The 22,132-nt window shown below is 57.5% G+C and carries 15 protein-coding genes; 4 read left to right on the forward strand and 11 right to left on the reverse strand.

Features of this window, described 5'->3' with window-relative positions; translation table 11 throughout:
• Positions 1–244: 244 nt before the first annotated feature.
• The 8 genes from tssI to Q7U76_10285 form a co-directional block, all read right to left on the reverse strand.
• Positions 245–2,149 (reverse strand): type VI secretion system tip protein TssI/VgrG, encoded by a 1,905-nt coding sequence (gene tssI, locus Q7U76_10250; GenBank protein ID MDO8356758.1) that lies wholly within the window; start codon positions 2,147–2,149, stop codon positions 245–247.
• A gap of 328 nt (positions 2,150–2,477) precedes the next feature.
• Positions 2,478–2,759: a hypothetical protein gene (locus tag Q7U76_10255; GenBank protein ID MDO8356759.1), complete on the reverse strand. Its 282-nt coding sequence runs from the start codon at positions 2,757–2,759 to the stop codon at positions 2,478–2,480.
• 22 nt (positions 2,760–2,781) lie between these two features.
• The gene (locus Q7U76_10260; protein MDO8356760.1) at positions 2,782–3,483 is read right to left on the reverse strand and encodes a YkgJ family cysteine cluster protein; all 702 of its coding nucleotides are present in this window, start codon (positions 3,481–3,483) and stop codon (positions 2,782–2,784) included.
• 81 nt (positions 3,484–3,564) lie between these two features.
• A complete protein-coding gene (tssD, locus tag Q7U76_10265; GenBank protein MDO8356761.1) occupies positions 3,565–4,119 on the reverse strand; it encodes a type VI secretion system tube protein TssD in 555 nt (184 codons plus the stop codon).
• A gap of 179 nt (positions 4,120–4,298) precedes the next feature.
• Entirely contained in the window at positions 4,299–6,029 is a 1,731-nt protein-coding gene (locus Q7U76_10270) for a hypothetical protein (GenBank protein MDO8356762.1), read from the reverse strand.
• A gap of 41 nt (positions 6,030–6,070) precedes the next feature.
• Positions 6,071–7,714 carry an IPT/TIG domain-containing protein gene (locus Q7U76_10275; protein ID MDO8356763.1) on the reverse strand — a complete coding sequence of 548 codons (1,644 nt, stop codon included), beginning with the start codon at positions 7,712–7,714 and terminating at the stop codon, positions 6,071–6,073.
• A 54-nt stretch (positions 7,715–7,768) separates the two neighbouring features.
• The gene (locus Q7U76_10280) at positions 7,769–8,605 is read right to left on the reverse strand and encodes a hypothetical protein (GenBank protein MDO8356764.1); all 837 of its coding nucleotides are present in this window, start codon (positions 8,603–8,605) and stop codon (positions 7,769–7,771) included.
• A 69-nt stretch (positions 8,606–8,674) separates the two neighbouring features.
• Positions 8,675–12,604, reverse strand: a complete 3,930-nt coding sequence (locus tag Q7U76_10285; GenBank protein MDO8356765.1) for a caspase family protein — start codon at positions 12,602–12,604, stop codon at positions 8,675–8,677.
• Positions 12,605–12,906: 302 nt separating this feature from the next.
• Between Q7U76_10285 and Q7U76_10290 the strand changes: the two genes are divergently transcribed.
• Entirely contained in the window at positions 12,907–14,865 is a 1,959-nt protein-coding gene (locus tag Q7U76_10290) for a hypothetical protein (GenBank protein ID MDO8356766.1), read from the forward strand.
• Between the two features lie 221 nt (positions 14,866–15,086).
• Here Q7U76_10290 and Q7U76_10295 read toward each other — a convergent pair whose 3' ends face one another.
• The 3 genes from Q7U76_10295 to Q7U76_10305 all read right to left on the reverse strand — a co-directional run bounded on the left by Q7U76_10295 (position 15,087) and on the right by Q7U76_10305 (position 18,191).
• Positions 15,087–15,473 carry a hypothetical protein gene (locus tag Q7U76_10295; protein MDO8356767.1) on the reverse strand — a complete coding sequence of 129 codons (387 nt, stop codon included), beginning with the start codon at positions 15,471–15,473 and terminating at the stop codon, positions 15,087–15,089.
• A 113-nt stretch (positions 15,474–15,586) separates the two neighbouring features.
• A complete protein-coding gene (locus Q7U76_10300) occupies positions 15,587–16,330 on the reverse strand; it encodes a hypothetical protein (protein ID MDO8356768.1) in 744 nt (247 codons plus the stop codon).
• Positions 16,331–16,508: 178 nt separating this feature from the next.
• On the reverse strand, positions 16,509–18,191 hold the full coding sequence (locus Q7U76_10305; GenBank protein ID MDO8356769.1) for a DUF4384 domain-containing protein: 1,683 nt from the start codon (positions 18,189–18,191) through the stop codon (positions 16,509–16,511).
• Positions 18,192–18,427: 236 nt separating this feature from the next.
• Here Q7U76_10305 and Q7U76_10310 point away from each other — a divergent pair, with 236 nt between their 5' ends.
• The 3 genes from Q7U76_10310 (at position 18,428) to Q7U76_10320 (ending at position 22,003) form a co-directional block, all read left to right on the forward strand.
• The gene (locus Q7U76_10310; protein ID MDO8356770.1) at positions 18,428–19,006 is read left to right on the forward strand and encodes a sigma-70 family RNA polymerase sigma factor; all 579 of its coding nucleotides are present in this window, start codon (positions 18,428–18,430) and stop codon (positions 19,004–19,006) included.
• Positions 19,007–19,675 (forward strand): zf-HC2 domain-containing protein, encoded by a 669-nt coding sequence (locus Q7U76_10315; GenBank protein ID MDO8356771.1) that lies wholly within the window; start codon positions 19,007–19,009, stop codon positions 19,673–19,675.
• A 90-nt stretch (positions 19,676–19,765) separates the two neighbouring features.
• On the forward strand, positions 19,766–22,003 hold the full coding sequence (locus Q7U76_10320) for a caspase family protein (GenBank protein ID MDO8356772.1): 2,238 nt from the start codon (positions 19,766–19,768) through the stop codon (positions 22,001–22,003).
• The last annotated feature ends 129 nt before the right edge of the window (positions 22,004–22,132 follow it).

Genomic DNA, 22,132 nt, shown 5'->3' on the forward strand with positions numbered 1-22,132 from the left:
GATGTGATCAATAACAAACCGTTCTAATACTGTTGCGGAATAGTCGTGATGAACGGAGGCGAGACGGATTCATCATTGTGCATGAGGTAGAGATCCGAAACGTTTCCTGGCCACGCACGATCTCGCCTTGACGTGCCGTCCAGCTTGCTGACGGATGTGCGGCTCGGGTCAGACAGTCTGTGCGAGAGGGATACGGGTTTGAAAACCCTATCCCTCTCGATGAACAGGCGATCGGCATGCAGGCCTAGTTCTGAGTGATCTTCGACCCTTTGATCACCATATTCCCACTGGATTTGATCGCGACGTTGTTTCCTGCAATCTCGATGTTCCCGTCACGGCGGATGTCCAGAAGGCCCTGTCCCACCTGGATCGTTCCCGAGTCTGCGGCGACGAATTTGAGCATGGCACCGGATTGAGTCGTCAGCGATTTGCCTGTGAGGATCACGGCATGTTCTCCGACCGTAAACTGCGCATTCCGTTGACTGGTGAGCGAAAAGTTCTGTCCGGCCTTGAGCAGCATGTCCTTGCCGGCTTCCACCACCATGTTTCGTCCGACTTGTTGGACCAGGTCTGCGCCTGCCTGCAACTGAAGCGACGTGCTTGCCGACAATATGACCGAAGATCCCGCCATCGTCAGACCGCTCGTGCCGAGGGTTAGCATTTGTCCTCCCGATTCTAGAACGAGCCGTTCGTATCCTGGCGTCGAGTCAAAGATGATTTCTGATTTCTGGCCGCTCGACGATTGTGTACGCAACAGGGAGAGATGTTTTTTGGCGGGAAGTTGAACGGGCGGCATGTCCCTTCCGTTATACAGGCTGCCGATGACCATAGGACGGTTCGGATCGCCATGCTCGAAGGCGATGACGACTTCATCCCCGACATCCGGCAACCACAGAGCCGCACTTCCGGCACCCGCCGCGATCTGCGCGACTCGCACAAATCCGCTGTCTCCTGGATCGGTCTGCATAGAATGCGACGGGTGTCTCCAGGGGAATCGAATCCGAACGCGTCCAAACTGATCGACATGTTTGGTTTCACCCTGCGGTCCAACCACGATGCCTGACACTATTCCATTGACGACTGGCTGTGGAGTGATTGGAAGGGGACGAAATGCAATTTGCACAGGCAGACAGCGAAAGACATTGCGATAGTCTTTGGCCGTTCGCTGATGCTCCACAGCCGTAACGACATACTCTTGGTTGAAATCTGCGCGTGGATGCCCGGTCATGAGTATGCGTTGCCCGGCTTGTAATTGCGGATAGGTCGACTCGCCCCGGCATTGTTGCGCTTCGGCGATACGGGCGGCCAATCGGATATTCGCCTGAACCTGGGCATCGGCCTTCGTCTCCACACCGGCAGGAAATATCCGCTCTGTCAAATCTCCGAAGATCGTCGACTGGGCGCCGGCAGTCAGGTCAGCAGCCGGTAGTTTCCAGTTGTAGTCGCCGGCTTGTACCTGCCCGCTATGCAGGGATTGTCCCCGGCTAAAAGAGGATACGGAGGGGATGGATGCCGTGGCAAAGATCAGTTTCCCCGAAGGCAAGAAGGGTAATCCTGCATTGGCATCGCTGAAGACCACCTTGTCGCCATTCGGAGATGTTTCGAAGTGATAATGGATACCGGCTTCTTCCAGCAGTCTTGAGATGAACGCGAAATCGCTCTCTTGATACTGCACCGTCAGTTCTCGGGACGGGGAGGCAGCGGCCACGCGATATTCCGCGTTCGTGAGGCCCGCTTCATTCAGTAGCGTCTTGACGACGTCAAGCACCGTCATCCCATAGAATGTCCGGCTCGTACTGCGGTACTTCAGGCGATTCAGACTTGGGACCAACCGTAACCGATACTGCCCTTGCGCAGTGGGAGACTCCAGCTGTTCGATACTTTCGACCATGCCGCTGACAATTCGCCCTGGAGCCACAGCCGTTGTGAACGACTGGCCGACCACCAGCGAAAAGTTGATCGCCTTGTCGTTGGCCGCGATCGTTAGGTTGAAGGCAAACGGTTCCGACACCGCCTCCTTTCCTGAGAATTGAACGACCGTTCCCTGCGCAAGGGAATCCAGCGCAGGGTTGCCTGCCGCACGTACGGTGGTAGGAATACTTGCGCAGAGCGCGACCACCAGCATAAAACAACAGATGACTCGTCGCATGGTGTTCTCCTCAGGACAGAGGGTATATCGATTGGTTCACTCTCGGCTGCATGAGACTATCGGTTGGAGGGAATTCAACCGTCTCTCATCTTGAAATAATTGCGCACGCTTGACTCGCTGCTCGTCGACAGATCGCCCCGGCATGGAGACAATGACAAGGCGAGGGAAAGACCGGCGCTTCCCTCGCCTCTGACACCATCGGACTTGGGGCTGCTTGAGCGGAACAGTCCGGTGTCTCTACACGCAGCTCAACACAAACGACCGACAGCCGCCCAGCCTGGACTCTTCAACCCGTCTTCCACCTGATTCACGGCGTTCGATGCCGTAACTATCGCGGAGGGTCAACCGGCTTGACACCCGGCATCATGCGATCCTTCTGTTGCATCGACGGCAGCTTGTGCTGCGTCGCGTCGAGCTTTTGCTGGATGGCGTTCTCCTTCATCTGAATCGCATCTTTCTTGATGCCTTCGTGGCCGACTTTAAATTGATTCGATCCGATCGGCGCCTCCGGGCTAGCCGCCAGCACGGACTGAATCTCCACACCGACAGAGAGACCTAACGTCGCGAGCGCCGCAGCCAACGCCAGAGCCTGCCTCTTGTGCTGTGTCATGCTTTTTCCTCCTTCTTAACGGTTAGATTGATCGCACCCACTCCTCAATGGCCTGGATATGCAAGGCCATTTTGCCTGACACCTCGGTTGGAATCGGAAGATTCTGACGGACACAATATCTCGTCACCACCAGATCCATGTCGGTCCATTCCGGCATCACCTCGTCCTGCCCTTGCACCAGTTGTTCAACAGCACCCCGGACTTCGTCTTTGAGTTCCTCATTGCCGCGCATGGCGCCCACTAACGCGGCAGTCATGCGGGCCACCACATCCACGTATTGATCAACCGTTTCGATAAATGGTCCGGCGCCTTGGCGTGCCAGGAACTCCTCAACCGTGCTTCCAGTGCCGTAGGACCCTTCCGTTTCCGGATGCGGCGCCACTTCTCGAAAGGACTCTTCTCCCTCGGCCGTGACCTTGCGTCCCAGGGGATAGAGCCTGCAGACCAACGGACGATCCTGATGCACGCCGCAGCCTTCCGGAGTCAAAAAGACGCAGGCTCCTTCTTCCTCGCGCTGGAGGACTGTTCCATTCCGCTCCGTATAGCGGGCGAGAAACTCCGTCGTGGTGATGCGGCGATTCTCCGCCAGCCTGGCAACTTCATACGGATTGAGCTGAATGATCTTGTCGTGGCAGCACCGCCTACAGGCGTGACAGGTGTATGAGAACGCGCTGTCGCGTGTATAACGCGTCTCCTGCGGCCGGACTATCGGAAGATTTCTCATCGCCTCCTCACACCCAATACTCCTCATGTTGGAGCGGATGGGACCTGCCGCTCAGCAGCCTTGTCGACAAGAGCTCACCCGTTACGGTGCCAACATGCTATCCATCGCCGCGGTCTTCGATCTGTGATTGATGAGTTCAATTTGTTGAAAGACAAACTCCACCGTCTCTGTCGGAGGAAGTGACGTGGCTGCTGCTCCCAGCGATTCGGAATTGTGCGCAATGGATGACACGAAGGCGTTCGTCAGCTTGATGGTATGGTCAAGCACCATCACGCCGTTTGGGTCAACTGAGAAGAAATCGATCACCACTGCCGTTAACACCTCATTCTTTGTAATGGCGTTGAACAGTTGCGTCGAGGCGGCTCCCCACGCCTTTTTGATCCTGATCGGTTTGTGCACACGCTTACCAGTAGCCTGACCGCTTGCAGCATCACGAGGACTCACCACCGAATAGTCAAATGTGAGCCCGGCGATCTTACCTTCGAATCCCTTCCGAACGACCTCACCATTGAACGGGCCTTGTGCGGACCCAGTGATAGACACATAGAATTCAGGTGCGGCCTGCGCAACGCTTGTCGCCAATAGCACGAACATGAATCCTGCGAGTGCGAGCCTGGCTATCTTCGTCAACATCATCATTTACCTCCCTGGTTAGTACTATGTACTGAATAGCGTCGTTGAGTTCGGCTTCCGAATCGCCAACAGGCTCAACCTGTTGGCGCAAAGGAGTGGGCCATCCCCTCTGCACATGCGTAGAGCTGTACATTGAGGCCAATGGAATCAGGCTGCCTGCCGGTTCATTGTTGACATGTGCGCTATGGTACGACCACGCCATCGGCTACACCCTTGGGCCCTTGAATGAGCATGGAGATCGAGTAGTCCAGCGTGGGAGAGCTTCCCCCGGAGAACATGTTGGATGCCCAGCAATCCACCCAAAATCTCACATTCATGTGTGGCCGATCGGTACCGACATGGCTCTCCTCAAGGTACACGCCGCCATCTGTAAACTGGGGAAAGGATAAATAGACAAGGGGCGTCTGGCTCACGGTCCAGCCGTTTTTCAGCCGGGCGTTCAGAAAGATATGATCGTTTCCTACCGGACCCCAAAACATGAATGCATGCATACGGCGAACATAATACCCGTTTTGATTGAACACGGTCACACCATTGAATTGCTGGAGTTGCGATTCCGTCATCAGTTTGATCTCTCGGAGCTCCATCGCAGGATTGAAGCGGAAGGGGACGATATTACTGTTGACGCTACTCGCAGCCGACTTGACGTAGACTGTCCCATTGAAAGCGAGTACACCGGCTGCGTCCGGCACAGAGGTAAAGATCTGACCGTCGCTCCAGATCGCAGCGGCAGGTGCCACCAGGTCTTTTCCTGGCGCAATCACGAAATGGACCTCACCTCCAGCTCCAAACCCGCTCCCAGTGATCATGACCGGATCGCCAGGCTGCCCTTGCGTCACGTTCACCGACGCGATCACCGGATTCGGCGCCACGGGGGGTGACAGGAGAGCGCCTTTTAGCATTCTCTGGGGCATCTGCAGCGCGCGCGTGCCGATTTCGCCTTCCGTGGACGTGCCGGGCTCCGCGGACGTTCCCTCGCTTCCTTCAACGCCGCGCGAGCGGATCTGCCCACCCATGCGGCCCTGTAGTTGATCGAACTGAGGGCGAATCTGTGCGTGAAGTGCCGCGTGCCGATCCATCTGCCGGCGGTCGAACTGCGCCTTGTGCTGTTGGAAGGCTGCCTCCATTTTGGTGGCCGTTTGTGCGGCTGCTTGCTGCTGCTCTTGTTCTGTCGGTTCTTTCCGTGGCTTTGCCCTCGATCGGATGACCTGGTCCAGAGCTGCCTGATTCACCGGTGGATATTGAATGTTGATCATGCCATCGGCCCGGCCGCCCAGCTGCGGCGGCGCCGGCTGGGCGAGTCGGATCTGGACCCTCCAGAGCGGGCCACTCTGTACGTCCTGCGGCGTAACCATGTAGCTCAGGCGAATCGGTCCGGTACCCTGCTGGCTCATCGGCTGTGAAGCCAACCCCTGCAACGTCACAATCACCGGCGCGCCCTGGCTTTGGACCTCGACGACCACCGGCCCCGGCTGTGTGACCGCAAAGCCGAATGAGTCGACTTCCGGTCCCTTCACATCAAACTTCTGCGGATACGTTGGTAATTGCGCATTCGGCTGGCCCGGCGCGCCAGATTGTCCAGGATTGCCAGGCAGTATTGGCCGCTGCAACTGCTGCATCCCGCGGCTCCCGATGTCATCGGCTTCGTCTGTCGCCATTCCCTGGGCGAGCGATCGTTTCTTGTCAGGCGGAAGAGATCCGCGGCTCTCGATCTCGCCAGACTGTTCCTCCACCGCCATCGCCCGTACCCTCGGACGAACCTCCGACTTGACTCCTCCCACTGCCTCCGATTCCTGGGACGGAATAGCCGAGTCGGCCTCCGCAGCGAACGTGACGGGATGTGACCAGGCGAATAGCGCGACGAATAGGCCCACCATACCAATGATCGAAAGGCGTTGTGATTGTCGGGTCATAAGAGACTCCTTGAGCAGATTGTTAATATTTCTCATATGTCCTACGGCACCACCACGCCGTCCGGCACACCTTTTGGACCAATGATTCGTACGACGTACGTGTAGAACGTGTACTTGTAGCCTCCGAAGGCGGCCGGAAGCCACCAGTGCACCTTGAGGTAAGGCGAATCGGTTCCGCGCCGGCTATCGATCGCGTATGCATTCCCGTCGCACTGGCCGTTGCCCCATGCCACCGCACAGGTCACCCCCACATCATCGACCAACCAGGCATTCTTCAGACGGGTTGTAATGAACAACTCGTCATCGTCTTTAAATCCCCAGAAGGGGTTGCCGTTTCCATGAGCGATGGTCGTCGGGCGATAGGGTGAATCCTCATTGACCGGGAACTTCAGTCGCCGATCCGTGGTCCATCGCACCTCACGCAATTCCAGAGTGGGATTGAATCGCCACGGCACGAGATTCGTTTTTGCCTGATCCGATCCCCGCACTACGTACACAATCCCGCTGTAGGTGAGTACACCGGCAATGTCCGGCACCGTGACGAAAATTTGTGTATCCGTCCAAACCTGGACCGGCGCGACGAGATCCTTGCCGGGATTTACGACGAAGTGCACCTCGCCGCCACCATTCGAAAAACCCGAGCCATTGATCAGAACCGGATCGCCCGGCTGTCCTTGCGTCACGCTGAGCGAGGCAATTGAGGGGTTCGGCATGACCGACTGGGGACCGGCTGTCGAGCCCACGCCTTGAATGGGCTGCGCAGAAGAGGCCGTCGCCGGTGGGACAATCGCCCCGAGTTTTTGCCCTGTCGTGGTATCCAAGGGCTGTTTCATGATGCCGATCATCTGATCTCCACGCAATGCGCGTGTGCCGATTTCTCCTTCCGGTGACGCACCGGCTTCCGCTGAAACCGGCTCACTCTCTTCAAGTCCTCTAGGGCGGATCTGTCCACCCATCCGGATTTGCAACTGATCGAGCTGCGGTTGGATCTGCGCGTGAAGCGCGCCACGCCGATCGAGCTGCTGCCGGTCGAATTGAGCCTTGCGCTGTTGAAACGCTTGCTCCGTTTGCGCCGCGGCTTGCGCGGAGGCCTGTTGTTGTTCTTGTGGGCTCGGCTGCTTCTGCTGCGTCGCCATCGCTTGGACAGCCTGTTGAACCACCGCTTGATTCACGGGTGGATGTTGCACCATGACGGCGCCATTCGCACGGCCTCCGAGCTGAGGAGGCGCTGGCTGCGCGAGTCTGATCTGTACACCCCAGAAGACACTCTTCTGGATATCTTGGGGTGTCACGGTGTAAGCCAGACGAACTTGTCCCGTTCCCTGCTGGCTGATCGGCTGTGGGGCTCCTCCCTGTAACGTCACGATCACTGGCGCGCCCTGGCTTTGCACCTCCACGACTACCGGCCCTGGCTGCGTGACGGCGAACCCGAACGAATCAGATTCCGGCCCTTGTACGTCGAACTTCTGTGGCCAAGTTGGCACTTGTGCAGTCGGCTGGCCCGGCGCACTGGGTTGCGCCGGATTACCCCGCATCATCGGCCGTTGCAGCTGCGGCATCCCGCGGCTCTCGACCTCGCCGGATGTATCCTCCGCTGCGAACGTGACCGGACTTGAGCAGGCGAACAGCGCGACGAATAGGCCCACACTGCTCATGATGGAAAAGCGATGTGATTGACGGGCCATAAGAGTCTCCTTGATCTGATTGTGAATGTGTCGCAATAGTTCGCTGTATTCCTTCTAGGGCATGGTGTACCCGATGGTTATGAGATCCACCATCACGCTGGGGCTTTGAGGAGAGGGAACCGGTATTTTTGCTGGAACCAATGTGAGCCTGAGAAAGCGTCCCTGTCTTGCATCAACCGGGATCGCGAGATTGTTCATCCCCATTTTGCCGTACGTGCCCAACGTAAGACAGTCGCTCTCAAGCACAATGTCAATGAATCCACGGCCGTCTCCGACATAACCCCGAAACTCGGCAAGGAGATTCTGCTTGCCGCTCCTGTCGTGAACACCAATGCTGATTTCTCTGATGATCGCGCCATGAGGTAGATGCAGCTGGGTTTCTCCGATCAGTTGAGATGGGGGAGGGTTCGCAGATTCCTGTGCGTAGACTTGGAGAATCGGAGCATTCATTTCAACATTTTCAGGAAACTGGGGTCTGTTCAGAGACGTTCCTGGCCTCGATGCCATTGCAAAGGTGGTTGCATCCAATGTGAATTGCACCAGCGTATCTGCGGTGCGTCGAATGGCATCACTGACATGTATGGTTGAGGGCATAATCGTGTAGTAATGCGTTGACGGAACCGGCGAGGGAACGACAGCCGCGGTAAAGACAGATTTGACGCATGATGGCGGAGCCGGCGGCACAAGCGCGGTACCAAGCTGCTTAGGAGGCAGAATCGTCAGCGGAATTTGTATGCCCTGTCGTAGCATCGGCGCAGCCCGTGAGCCGACCTCTTCCGTCGGCGTTGCGTCTTGTGGTGCTCCCTCTTCCACAGCCCAGCCCAGACCGGGGCATGCAAGCATGCACAGCACGGCCAACCTCACCCTCCATTGCCATGTGCAGCTACTCATAACAATCCTCCACCTACTCGTGTGTCGACCGGCTCCGGAAAAGGTTCAAAGCCTTGGGCGTATTTCCAATCAATACACTGCAAAGTCGTATTCTAAGTTCTCCCGGCGGACGGTCGGGTTCTGGCCGCCTTCGGTCAGTTTCCTGACTTGATCGATCACATAGCTTTGCAACTCGCTGACCGTGATGGTCTGGTCCTTGTTCGTATCCGCCCCGCGGTTCTTCAGCCCGTTGAGGAGCGCGTAGGTGAATACGCCATTTTTCCATTGTTCGCCTTCAAGACTGTATTCGTTGCCACTGGAGCTGGAGATGACCACCGCGCCGGTCCCGCGCCGCAGATCGGCAAACCAGTCCTGCTGGAATTTCACCATTTCATTGGAGAGGCGCGGTGCGCCTGTCTGGTTTGAGCCTGTTTCGCCGGTATCCGTCGTCACGCTGATGCCACGCGCCGCTTTGAACGAGCGCATCTTCACCGTCCCTGACCCGCCCGTCTCGGCCTGCGCCACGACGACGGCTTGATCCTTTTCAATTTCTCCGGAGAAACAGGTATCCAACAGCAGAACTTTCTGCAATGCGGGAATGCCGTCGAGGAGATTCTCGAAGTCTTCGTACGGCAGCCCATTTGTGGCCGGATGTTTGGGATCGATGTCGTGCGTACCGAAGTAGTAGTCGGATTTCTCGTCAGTCATGCCGTGGCCTGCGGCAAACACGACGACGAGATCGTTGATCTTCGATTGCTTGAGCCAGTCCTTCACTTTGCGGATTTCTGGTCTGGTCGCTTTCTGATTCGTGAGGTCCAGCAGATGTACCGTGCCCTTAATACCGGGGCGCTGTTCCACCGCTTTATAGGTATTCAGCAGATCGTTCGCATCTTTGGCTGCGTAGCGCAGGTTATAGGCCTTATCTTTGTACTCACTGACGCCGATGCCCACCACATAGACATCCGGCGCCGCCGCTTCCGCCGTTGATGTTGTGTAAACCGTCTCCCGCAATGATTCGGTTCCCTGCTGATTGAGAACTGAAATCTGAATCTTATTGCGGCCTGTCACGAGCGGCACCAGGATCTCCTGCTCCTGCGTCTTTGCCTGCCGGTCCGAAATCGGGATCCCCGTTGTTCCAAACACCGGAATATCGTTCACGAACACGTTGAACCGATCGAGGGCATATGTGCTGTCGTTCGCCCTCACGTGCAACGACAGCGCAGCCTGATTGACGGATACCGGGACATCGCCGGTGAGGATTTGCAACTCGGGCAAATGAAAATCACTTCCCAGCATCTGCTCGGTGAGCCCCATTTTCTTGAGCCGCTTTTCATAGGCAAGGCGGTAGCTTTGGACGGCCTCAGGCGACGCCATGCCCAAGCGTGACAGCAGGATGTCCGGACGATTGAATCGCAAGTCGAACTGCTCAAACGGATACAGTTGGCCCTTGATGCGGAATGAGACGCCTTTGATACGGCTCTTCGACGCACGATAGTATTGATCCGGCGTGACCGCCACGAAGTCTTCCTGTCCCAGTGCAATGAGAGAGACCCGTTCCTTCCCGGTTTGAAGGTCCCAGATCCGCATGGCGCCATCGCCGCCGCCGCTGATCAGCGACTTCCCATCAGGCGCAAACGCCATCGATTTGATCGCTGCGGTATGTCCGATCAATTCCAGCCGGTCCTGTCCGGTCGCCACATCCCAGATCTTGATCACTTCTCCATGGCCGCGAGCCGCCAAGCGTCCGTCAGGACTGAAGGCTGCGCCCATGCCGCCCAGATTGAATTCCATGTTACCCAGCAGGCTCATCGGATCGAACCCGGCTTCTCGCGGCGCTTTCGGTGGGCGAATCTTTTGTCCGGTGGCCACGTCCCACAGATCTTTTCCCTTTGCGCCATCGCCTAGGAGCAACCGACCGTCGGCGCTGAATGCCAGACTGTTTGCGCCGCCTCCCATCTGCTCGCTCGCCATATCCAGAAAGTCAGAAGGATCCTGCATCATCATGACGGGAGGGGTGCTCGGCGCATCGCCAAATCCAAACAGTGAACCGAGTCCGCTGCCTCGACTCGGCATTCCTGGAAAGCCTCCCTGAGCCAATAACGCCTGGAGATCTCCTCCCTTCGGCATCCCTCTGCCTCCTGAAGTCAGTGATGTATTCTCCGCACCACCGATCTTTCGAATCAGCTGGCCGGTCTGCAGATCCCAGAGGCTCACCTCATGCTGTTTCCCGACCGCAACCATGTTTCCCTTCGGGTGAACGGCAATGGTCTGGACCCAGTGTGACATCTCCTCCACCTTTTCAAGAGTCTGGGGATCCATCGTCGGCTGTTCTGAGGCGCGTTCCTCCATCATGGTTTTGAGTTTAGGATCCATTCCCTCATAGGCGGCAGCCGGATTGGCCATCATGCCGAGAGCTTTGGGTTGTGGGCCATGAGGAATTGCGATACGTCGCAATTCCTTCCCCGTCGCCGCCTCCCAGATTGCCAACTGATCGCGGACTGCCGTAATCACTCGTTTGCCGTCTGGTGTGAAGCGGACGGCCGTCAGGACAAACTCTCCAGCCGGTAGCGGCGGCATCAGGCTGCGGATTTGCCGACCGGTACTCATCTCCCACAACCAGACCGATCCATCCATACAGCCGGTTGCGAGGACTGCCGTGGCATCGTTCATTGCAACCGATCGGACACCCGTTCCTCCCGGGCAATCGAAGGACCGAGCGATTTGGCCGGTTGTCAGGTCCCAGTATTTGGCGCTCCCACCTTCCATGGCCGCCACCAAGGTTCGGCCATGCGGAGCCATCGCCAAATCCGAGACTCCGCTGACTCCGCCGGCCAGTCTGGTTTCCTTCCCGCTCGACAGGTCACGCAAAAACGGCGCGCCTCCACTCTCCGACGCCAGCACAAGTTGCGTGCCGTCCCGGCTGAAATTGATGGCACTCGATTTCATCGTCGTCTGAACCAGCCCGCCCGGAATCTCGATCAGTTTCGTCGTCCCATCGGCTGTGGCGAATGCAAGCCGTTTCCCGTCAGGACTGAAGACCAGACTATTCGTCATGCCGCTCATGGCCGATGTGCCGGTGGGAATCGTCTGAACCGGCTTCCCAGTATCCAGGTCGGAAAGGATGAGGCTCCGCGTCGTCATATCTTCCCGAACAAACCAACGGCCATCCGGGCTGATTTTCCCCACTGCGCCCTCGGCCATCTTGATCGGCCATTTCTTGCGAAGCTTCTTGGCCGGAAGATCCCACAGCAGCAATTCGTACTGCATCGACGGTAACGCGGGTGTTCCAAACCCGAAGAAGGAGCCGATCGACGTGGGCATGCTGGTGTCGACCTTTGATGTTAAGAGAATTTTTCCGTCGGGACTGAGCGCGACAGGATTCTGCGAGTCCGCATCAGGAAGCGTCCACAGAATCTGGCCGGTCGCAAGGTCGATCACCTTCAGGGAGCGCTGGCCCGGGGACATTGTCACGCCATGATCGTGCGCCACGGCGAGTCGCCCGTCAGCGCTGACCGTCCCGCCGACCGACAACCCAGATCCCACCGTCCGTACTTCGCGGCCCGACGCCACCTCAACGACTTTGATCCCGTTCCCCATCTCAGCAGTAATGATTCGTGTGCTATCCGGACTGAAGGCAAGCGTATCGCTACCCAGCATGCCGAAGCCCGTCAGGGTCCGGACCTCCTGGCCGCTAGCGACATCCCAAATTTTCACAGTGGCATCCTGCCCGGATGAGGCGATGTACCGTCCGTTCGGACTGAGCGCGAGGGTGCGTATACCGCTGGCGTGGCCGGTTTGAAAGACCACCTGGACACCGTCTTTACTGATCTGTGCTTCTCTTTTTGGGCCCTTGCCCATCATACGATTGGTCATTTCCTGGATGTCTGCGTCGGAAGGCTGTCTGTATTCTGGTATCGAGGGTCCCGCAAACATGGAAATCACCCCGCATCCACTTGGGAGGCATGCGAGCAGAGTCAGCCACATCGCCAAATGCCGTTGTGGTTGATGTGATCGTGTCATATCAGCGGTCTCCTTCGGTCAGCAGCGGAGTCCAAGGTTCGGCGGGGAGGGAAGTATAACATGTGGCCAATAGAGTGGACAGATGCTTGACTGTCAGTCGCGGGAAGGGCAGGGATGGTTCACAGATTATGATTCCACTGGATTGACAGGTTCTAGGGGGTGACCTACACTCGCACGGTTTTGAACGTCTGGAACCGATGAGACGACAGACTTCGCAGGTGGCCGATTGTGGCCGCGAGCTACTGGGTATGTTCAACGATGAGGAGGCAGGTATGAGAAGCGTGGGAAGGGGATTCGCTCTTGTGATGCTACTGTGGGTGGCCGGTTGCGCGACGCCGCAGCAGGATGCCAGTCAGGCCGACGATGCGACCATCGTCACTCTTCCGCAAGCCGTGCACTTTCAGACGCTGGAGGGGGCCGATCTGGTTGTGGAGGCGGGCACCTATCATGTGGAACGTGCTGCCCAGGATGGACTCACGCTGAAGGCCTTGGATGCCACAGGCATGGCCACTGTCAAAACCGGCCAGACGACCCACGACTTCAAGCTGCGCGGTCCCTTAGCGTTGGTCGCTCCGGAAGGGGATGACACCCGCCACATTGCGCTGTTATTCCCGAGCGGAGAGGCCCTGGACGCTTCCGGTTCGCTCAGTGGAGTCCAGTCCCGCGCCGCATCGTCGACTATGATCTCTCGCATGACATTACAGCAATCAGTGCAGGTGCTGAGGCCAACTCAACTCACGTTGTTCACGATGCCCCCTCCAGACCCCTGTGCCGGGGCCATTCCTCCGCTTCCCGCGCCGGCTCCAGCCCCAAGGAATCTTCCTCAGATCACTCCAGGCCAAGGCCCCATTCCCGATGTCGTCGATTGGCAGCCAAAGCAAAAATCTCCTGCTGGAGGCGAGTTGATTGTTCAGGGGCGCAACTTCGATCCGGCCGGGTTGGTCGCCATCGTCGGATCGACGCGACTCCTCCCCACCACAAAGTCGGCCTCGGAAGCACGATTTACGATTCCGACGTCCCTTCGTGCGTTCAATGCTCCTTTGGTGGTCTATCAGCAGGGCGGGACGCCGCGCACGATCGAAACGAACTACGAGGTCTTTGACCCGATTCCCAGAATTACACGCGTGGTGCCGGAAACGTTCAGTCACGGCGATCTGGTCACCATTTGCGGCGTCAGTGTCTCCCACATCGACCTCTTGAACTCCGTCGGGACAGGCTGGTCAGGCAATACGCACCTATCGGAAACCAGAAAAATGCTTCGTATCGGTGCGAACCCTCAGCGCTTCCCCAATTCGCCGTCTCGCTTGGTCGAGACGCTGAATCCGATCGGTTCTCCATCCGGCGACCGTTTAACCTTTGTTGCCGGCTCTCTCTATAAGGACTACATGGATCTTGGCTCCAATCCAAATGACAACATCTTTGCCATGACTATCGTCAAAGATACAGCGCCTTCAGCCACAGTGACCGCGCCATTTCAATTCCGGTCGGAAGCCAGCAGTTCAATAACTCTTGACTTGCAGTCACCAAGCCCTGTGACCTGGCGTTTGGGGGGACCTAAGATCGTGAAGGTCGGGATCCATCCCAACGCCCAATTTGGTGTCAGTGAGCCGTTCCTTATCCAACCGACGATTCTTCCGAATAATGCTCCCTATGCAGGGTACGGAGTCGGACGCTACTTTGTCGTGGAGGGCTACAACTTGCAAGGGCAATATCGCCTTGGGAACTTGCCTCTTTCTCAATTGTCCATCCTCTCAAATGATTACACGAAAATCGGCGTGAGCCCTCCTCCCACCGCGATAAGCGGCCCGCTCTGTGGGACGAGTAACGGTATCACCACCTGCACGCCACAACCATTAGTGATCGTGCCGGGCCCGGTCCTCGCGACCATACCACCGGCTCCCTTGGCCTTGCGCGTCACCCACACCATCAACGGATTGCACCTTCGCCCCTCGGGTGTCGCCGGCCTCACCTACGAGCTCTACGTGTCGGGCCTGATGGATCCTTCGCAACAAATCGCCGGTGGATCCGCGCCCACTATCGGTCAATGCAACATGGCGCTTCAGGTGCTGGAGCATACGGACTCCCGCATCCAGTTCCGCTTCGGTGATCCGGCTGGTCCTGCTCCCAACAGCAGCTGTATGACTTTTCTCGCCAACTATTTCAACGCCGCCTCTCCTTCCCGACCGACGATGTTCCTGCTGGGAAAATACAGCGGCAAGCAATTGACCGTCTGGCATCAGCAATTCCACCTGACCCAGTAGGGGGCTATCGGGCGAACCGTTTAGGGCCCGCGGCAGGATTCCTGCCGCGGGCCCGCTCATTTTGATGACCGTGAAAGGTCATGTTTTCTTACTAATAAGGCATGCAGACTTCTGAATACATCCTCGAAACTGCCTGGCAGGACAGTCTATGGATAAGTGGCCCCACTAGTTTCTAGGCGCGGGATATGTGAACGGGGAGATTAGGCTGGGCTGCGGCGAAACTATTGCAGGGTATACCCAATCCGGATCGGACTGATCGTATGGCCTGGGGTCGGTTTGGCCATCATGAAGACATACAACAGATAGCCCATGTCGCGGTTGACGACGGGAATGGCCAAGTTGCTTGCGGCGACGAGTGTGCTCCCGAACCTTGAGGCGCACTCACTTCTCATATCGTTGACGTCGATGAGAGAGTCACCAGGCGGTTGGGATTCCATGGTGGTCGATCCCAAACTCAGTCTGTGGCCCAGAAGCCCAATCTGTATGTCCTCGTCAATGACATCGTAAGCCAAAACTGCGACTTCACGGATCATAGCACCGTCCGGCAGTTGCACCGTCGCGGCCAATCTTGTGGCATAGGTGCCCGACGGCGCAGTCAACGTGAGCATCGTCCCCAGAACGTTGCTGTGCTCGTCGACGGCGATCGGCTAATCGACGCGCCCGTATGTGTTTTCATATTCTCGAGCAACAGGCTGCTTGCCTAAGGGCTCACGCCCATCCGTTACGGCCGCGGCAGGTACGTCACCACAAAATCGGTTCCTTGGAACTCGGAATGCAGGATCTCGATCCTGGCCGGGCTCATGGGGTTGATGCCGGCCTTGGATAACAGATCGGCGCGCACGAGCTGAAAGACCTGTTGCTCGAACTGCATGCGAGTTTGGGGTTGGAGCAGCAACTCCCGCATGCCGTTTTCCAACGAAGGCTGAATCTGTTTGAAGTAGTCGACCGCGGCTTTGCAAATATTGACTGGAAAAATGACGTCGAAGAAGTGTGTGCATTTCTCCGCTTCTTTTACGGCCCCTGTCACGGCAATGCGAAGAGAGTGATACGTCGGCAAGGCTCGCTGATCGATGGTCGGCGTCAGGAAGACATCGATGAGCACCTTCTCCGCCACGAGATCGCTGAGCGCACTGTCCCCCTCACCCGTATAGTCTTTATAGTATGTTTTGAACTGGATGACTGGAATGACAAACTGGAGTCGGAGCTCCACACCTTCCGTCGTCACAATGGGAGGGTTCGATGCCCCGGTGACATGGATAAATGACTTTTGCCCGTTCCCGGCTTCGTGTGTGTATTTTTCCAGCGCAATGCGCCCCGCGAGGCCACGTCCCAGGGAAAAATTTGTATCTAATGGGCTCCGCATATTGCCCAACTGGATAAACGACTTTGTCGGGTCTCCAAGAATCACCGTAAAGGGAATGACCTTCGTGATGGATCCAGGCGGTCCGCTGGATTGCGGTGTCATAGCTGGTTGTCCAGGCATCTGTGCTGGTGGTTGAGCCGGTACAGGGAAAGGCGCCGGAGCCGGCTGCGGCGGGCGAGGGGGAAATACTTGGGCCATCGCGACCGAGCTCGAGAAGATCAGTCCCACCGTGATCCCTATCAATCTACGGGAGATGTGCATATCAATATCCCTCTCTCACTTATTCGTGTTTAAACCAGCGGGTGACGGTCACATCTTGTCCTGGCTGACCGGCCATATAGGAGAGCGGAGTCACTTGTGTGGCGGTGCCGGTGTCGTCTTTCACAGTGATTATTCCCCGAGTTTTCGTCGCACCTACCCCTCGTGGAATGACTGGCGGTTCTTCGACTTTCGCCACGATGGTGCTCGTGGGGCGTGTTTCAGCCGCCATCTTCGCCATGCTCTCTTCCAGGTCTGTTCGTCGATTCGCCGAGGCGACGACATAAAATGTTTCAATTCCCTTTACCTGATCGAGGCTGAACCAGTAGGGTCCTTCTGGAAACGCCACTTCTTGGTCCTTTTTCACCGGGTTTGCCGTCGTGCCAGCTTTGGCGGGGAAGACCGGTTCCGCCCAAGCTGATCCATCGATTGAGACGATGTAGACATAACAGTCGCAGCTTGTGCGTATCACCAGCTTGAACTTGTCTCCGGCGTCTTTTTTCCCACCACCGTCGGTGAGTACGTCGCCATCGTTCATTAAAACCACTTCTTTGTCTTTGGCTGTTTGTTTCTGACGAATCAGCGCCACATCGATGGCCACTGGTTCAGCAGGCACTCCACGAGGATAGATTCCAGCCCCTCCGTTGGGTTGTCCCCCGTACGGCTGAGGTTGCCCAGCTGCCCCATATCCCTGCTGCTGCTGCTGTTGTTGTGGTGGAGCTCCGTACGGCGATGGAGTGCCATATCCAGGCTGCGCTTGTCCGTACCCAGATTGTGCCTGGCCGTATCCTGGCTGTGTCTGGCCATATCCAGGCTGCGCTTGACCGTAGCCTGGTTGCGTTGCTGCGCCAGCCCCATAGGGATTGTTCGGATCGTAACCAGCCTGTGGCAGAGACGCCGCTCCTCCATACGGATTGGCCTGACCTGGCTGAGCAGGCATTCCAGTGTTTCCATACGGATTTTGTGTGCCATAGGGATTCGGCGTTCCGTACGGTTGATTGGTCGAACCATAGGGATTCTGTTGGCCCGGCTGAGTTTGATACCCACTGTTGCCATAGGGATTTTGCGATCCGTAAGGATTTTGAGCGGCAGCAGGGTTTGGAGATTGTCCGTACGGCGATGGTGTTCCATAGGGAGAGGCTGGCTGTCCGTATGGATTTTGGGTGCCGGCTCCATAGGGATTGTTCGGGTCGTAGGCGCCGGCTTGTCCAGGGTACGTCTGCTGCCCGGGATATTGTTGTTGGGGCATGCCCGGTTGTCCGCCATAGCCCGGGGCTGCTCCATAGGGATTGGCCTGTGCGCCGCCTGGATAGGTCATAGCGCCAGGGTTCTGGGCGCCGGCTCCATAGGGATTATTCGGATCGTAGGCGCCGGCTTGTCCAGGGTAGGTTTGTGGCCCGGGATATTGTAGTTGGGGCATGCCCGGCTGTCCTTGAGGCGCTGGTTGCCCGGGAAAACCAGGCTGGCCTTGAAATCCCGGTTGGCCTTGAGGCCCCAGTTGACCCTGCATGCCTGGCCCTGCCGGAAGGCCCTGCATATAGGGACTGGCCATGCGATTCACGAGATTGCTGAGGTTGTCGCGATGCTTGGAACCGTAATTGGACAGACCGGTTTGGAAGAGATTTTTGGCAAACTCAAAGGCTATTGGGACGAGGAACGGCGCGGCTGCGCAGGAGCTGAGGAGCAGGGTGCCCGCCAGAGCCATGCTGACTCCCTGTTGATAGACTCTGTACGGCCTCATCCATCTGTATCGCATCATCATTGATCTCCGTGCTCTTGTCCCGTAGGTCGAGGCGAGTCGTCGGAAGGTTCATGGGCATTGTAGACTGGCCTGAAAGGAGGGTCAATCAAACCTCGTCCTATTGAGGGGCCGGGACAAATGTGTTAGAGCAAGGGCGCGATTCGGTCCTGCTCCTGTCTCCACATTGAACGAATGGCGCTATGGACGCGACTCACTGGCACGATGTCTCAGACCCCGATCTTCTGGCCGCAGTGGCGGGCCGTGACGCCGCAGCGTTTGAACGCCTCTATCAACTCTACGAGAAACGCGTCTATCAATATGTCTGTACCCTGGTCTACGACCCCACGCTGGCAGAAGAAGTGGTGGGGGATGCCATGATGGCAGTATGGCGTGGTGCCGGAAGCTTTTCCCGTTCTTCGCGTGTGTCGACTTGGATTTTCGGGATTGCGCGGCACAAGGCCTTGGATGCGCTCAGGCGAACAGGGCGCCATTATCATGATGTGACGTTGGATGAGGCGCTCGAATTGCCGAATGCTCAAGAAAGTCCTGCGGAGTCGGTCAATCGGAAGCAAGTGACTTCGTTAACGCAGTTGGCCTTGCAGACACTCTCGCTAGAGCATCAGGAGGTGCTTCGTCTCGTGTTTTATGAAGAGCTGCCGTATGAAGAGATTGCGGAGCTGCTGTCGATCCCGACCAATACGGTGAAAACCCGTGTGTATTATGCCAAGCAGCGTCTCAAACATCATCTTCAGCAACTTGCCCAGGATGAGCGAGTCTAAATGGTAGAACCAGATACACAGGATCATTCCATCCATGCTGAGGGCGCCCTCTTACCATGGTACTTGAACGGCACCCTCCGGGAGGATGAACGCCGTCACGTTGACCAGCATCTTTCGTCCTGTGCGGCCTGTCGTGCGGAGCTGGAGGAATTGGCTCAGCTAAATGTGCAGTTGCATGAGGTCTATGCGGCGCAGTCTGAACCTTCGCCCAGGATTCAACTGGCTGTGCTTGCACAGGTCCAGCGCGAGGCCTCCGAGAAGGGCGCCAAGCCTGTGACCGGTTCAGCGTGGCTGGACGGGCTGGATGCTTGGTTCCGGTCTCTCTTTATTCCTCGATGGGCCCCCGCGCTTGCGGTGACGTTGCTCGTGGCTCAACTGGGATTGCTTCTGTGGAGCATGACCCTGCCGACTCTTTCTGATCAGGTGACGATCAGAGGGATTGGCGCTCCAACGGTCAGGCTGCGTGTGGTATTCCAGGAAACGGCATCAGAGCGACAGATTCGTGTGCTCGTCCAAGGGGTGCATGGCAGAATCGTGGATGGGCCGGCTCTGGATGGCGCCTATATAATGGAGGTTCCAGCCGGGGACCGGGCCGCCACACAGAAAAAGGTTGACGCCCTGCGTAGCCAGACGGAGAGTATTCGTACGGTTGATCCGATGACACCGTGAACCTGAGGAAGCCTGCCCGCGACTGACCTATAGATGAGGAATGCTGGACGCCCGCATTTCCCGAGATCCCGTAGACGAAAGGCGATGCTGATGAGAATCTCAATCTGGCCGCAACTGAGTGCAGGCATTCTATGCGCGATCCTGGGTCCCATTGGAGACAGCTGGGTATTGGCGCAATCCGCTGCGACAGACAGTGGTCCCGGTGTCAAACGCGCGCTGCTGGTTGGCATCAATAAATATCAAGCCGTACCGAAGCTCCAGGGCTCGATCAATGACATTGAGACCATGCGGCAGATTCTGCTGACGCGTTGGGGATTTCCGGAGCGAAATGTCGGCATCCTCAAGGACGAAGCCGCGACGCGTGCCGGTATTCTAGCCGCATTGGAACAGCTAGTGAAGGAGACGGGGCCACAGGATACCGTGTATTTCCATTTTTCTGGCCATGGGTCCCAGGTGGAGGATTTGAACGGCGATGAAGAGGACGGCCTCGACGAGACCCTTGTTCCGCAAGATGGGCGTTCGGGAGATGTGCGGGATATCACGGATGATGAGTTAGATGCCGTGTTTGCCAGATTGCGCGCAAAGAACGCCTTCATTGTCTTGGACTCGTGCCACTCCGGTACGGCGACTCGCTCGCTGGATATCCGCACACGATCGATTCCTCGAGATAACCGGGTCGATATCTACCGGAAGGCCGATCAGGCATCCGTCAAAACACGAGCGGTGATTCCTGTCGTCACGTCTCGGTATGTGGTCATGAGCGGCGCCGCGTCCAATCAGGAAGCCCTCGATGGTCCGGTTGACGGACGCTACCATGGCTTCTTCACGTTTGCCTTGGCGCGGAGCCTGAGCGCGGCTGGAGCAGGGGCGACACCCCGCGACATTTTCGGCGGAGTCGAACGGGAGCTGAAACGCATTCAGACACATTTCGGCCGCTCGTCCATGCCGGAACCGCAATTGGAAGCGCCGCCTGATCTTCTGGAGAAAACCCTGTTCGGTGCGACGAGTGGCGGAACAGGTGTTGCCTCGCAGAGTCAGGCTTCTCGATTGCCCTGGCTGGAGGTGCAGCCAGGCGTCGGCGGGCAAGTGACACTCGTGAGCGGGGTGCTACTCGGTGCCGGACCCGGATCGATGTGGACCTTGTATCCGCCGGGGGAGATCAATTTTCTACCTGGAAGAGCGCTCGCGGTCGCAACGGTGACACAGACATCCGGAAAGGATTCACTCGCCAAGCTGCAGAAAGCTGACAGTACGATTCCAAAGGGTGCTCGAGCGGTGGCGCTACTGCCAGCCGCACACGGAGAGAAAATTCCCATCAGGATTGTCGACGTGCCTCAGGAACGTCGCAAACATATCGAGGACATCCTCAAGCGAAACATCGCCGAGGTTGAGCTGGTGGGGCAGGAGAAGACCGCTCGATTCCTGGTCGATAGCCAGGGAAGCGACCTGCGCCTCCTTGCGGCCGACGGACTGGAGGTGGTGGCGTCATTTTCGACGCTCGACGATCAATGGGGAGCCGGTCTGGCCCTGGTGGTCTCTCGCTCAGCGAATGCATCGGAATTGCTGACGCTGGATAATCCTTCCACCCAATTGAAAATGAACGTCAGGGTCGTGAATGCAGTAGCGCAGAAGACATCAGTCGGTACCCGTGGCATCGCTGTCGTGGCAGGGAATACGAAGCCGGCGCAGTATCGCATTCGACGGCCGAAAGAGACGCGGTCCGAGAAGAACAGTTTGCAATTGGAAGTCAGCGTGAGTGCCGATTCATACGTGACGATTGTGGATGTCGACTCAGAAGGCGGCGTCAATCTTCTGTTTCCCAATAATTATCAGCAGCCCAGTTTTGTCACGGACGGCTTTGTCCGCGCTGGAGAGGCCGTCTTGATTCCTGACTCGCTCAAACCCGGTAATCGTGCCGGCTTCTACTGGGACTACACCCCGCCGAAAGGCACGGATACCATTCGCGTCTTCACCAGTACGGATGTCCAGACCGCTCAGATGCTCCGTCAGCGAGTGCAGACGCTTCAGGCCGCGGCGGGTCGCACCAGTGGCGGGGTGAAGACTCGCGGGGTCGCAGCCGGCATCGGCAGCATCCGTCAGGATCTGGCCACCATCGCCACGAGGGGTATTGTGACCGTGTACGATCCGACCTCGCATGTGCCCGGCACTTCAATCGCCGATCAGCCTGAGCCCCCCCCATCAGTGATGCCCGCGCCTGCAGATCCTGTTGCGTTGACGCCGCCGATGCCTTCAAGCGAGCCGGTCCTGCCGACCGCACCAGCGGCTGATTGGGCTGCGACCTCGGTCACGATTCTTGTGGAAGGGTGATGCATTGGATAGACCCCCATCTGACGACTGAGGCCCAATCGGCATGGCGAGGGCTGCCTCTGTCGTTTCGCTGATCCTTCCTACTCCTGCCATCCACTGACAGAACCTTTACACCCGATCACGGTGGTG

Source organism: Nitrospirota bacterium, from assembly GCA_030645475.1.
GTDB lineage: Bacteria > Nitrospirota > Nitrospiria > Nitrospirales > Nitrospiraceae > Palsa-1315.

Bases quoted from the DNA above. Each gene is read 5' to 3' on its own strand.
- Q7U76_10295 (MDO8356767.1), bottom strand. From the start codon at position 15,473: ATGCTCACGTTGACTGCGCCGTCGGGCACCTATGCCACAAGATTGGCC.
- tssI (MDO8356758.1), bottom strand. From the start codon at position 2,149: ATGCGACGAGTCATCTGTTGTTTTATGCTGGTGGTCGCGCTCTGCGCA.
- Q7U76_10305 (MDO8356769.1), bottom strand. From the start codon at position 18,191: ATGGCTCTGGCGGGCACCCTGCTCCTCAGCTCCTGCGCAGCCGCGCCG.
- Q7U76_10285 (MDO8356765.1), bottom strand. From the start codon at position 12,604: ATGACACGATCACATCAACCACAACGGCATTTGGCGATGTGGCTGACT.
- Q7U76_10300 (MDO8356768.1), bottom strand. From the start codon at position 16,330: ATGACACCGCAATCCAGCGGACCGCCTGGATCCATCACGAAGGTCATT.
- Q7U76_10255 (MDO8356759.1), bottom strand. From the start codon at position 2,759: ATGACACAGCACAAGAGGCAGGCTCTGGCGTTGGCTGCGGCGCTCGCG.
- Q7U76_10260 (MDO8356760.1), bottom strand. From the start codon at position 3,483: ATGAGAAATCTTCCGATAGTCCGGCCGCAGGAGACGCGTTATACACGC.
- tssD (MDO8356761.1), bottom strand. From the start codon at position 4,119: ATGATGTTGACGAAGATAGCCAGGCTCGCACTCGCAGGATTCATGTTC.
- Q7U76_10270 (MDO8356762.1), bottom strand. From the start codon at position 6,029: ATGACCCGACAATCACAACGCCTTTCGATCATTGGTATGGTGGGCCTA.
- Q7U76_10280 (MDO8356764.1), bottom strand. From the start codon at position 8,605: ATGAGTAGCTGCACATGGCAATGGAGGGTGAGGTTGGCCGTGCTGTGC.
- Q7U76_10320 (MDO8356772.1), top strand. From the start codon at position 19,766: ATGAGAATCTCAATCTGGCCGCAACTGAGTGCAGGCATTCTATGCGCG.
- Q7U76_10310 (MDO8356770.1), top strand. From the start codon at position 18,428: ATGGACGCGACTCACTGGCACGATGTCTCAGACCCCGATCTTCTGGCC.
- Q7U76_10275 (MDO8356763.1), bottom strand. From the start codon at position 7,714: ATGGCCCGTCAATCACATCGCTTTTCCATCATGAGCAGTGTGGGCCTA.
- Q7U76_10315 (MDO8356771.1), top strand. From the start codon at position 19,007: ATGGTAGAACCAGATACACAGGATCATTCCATCCATGCTGAGGGCGCC.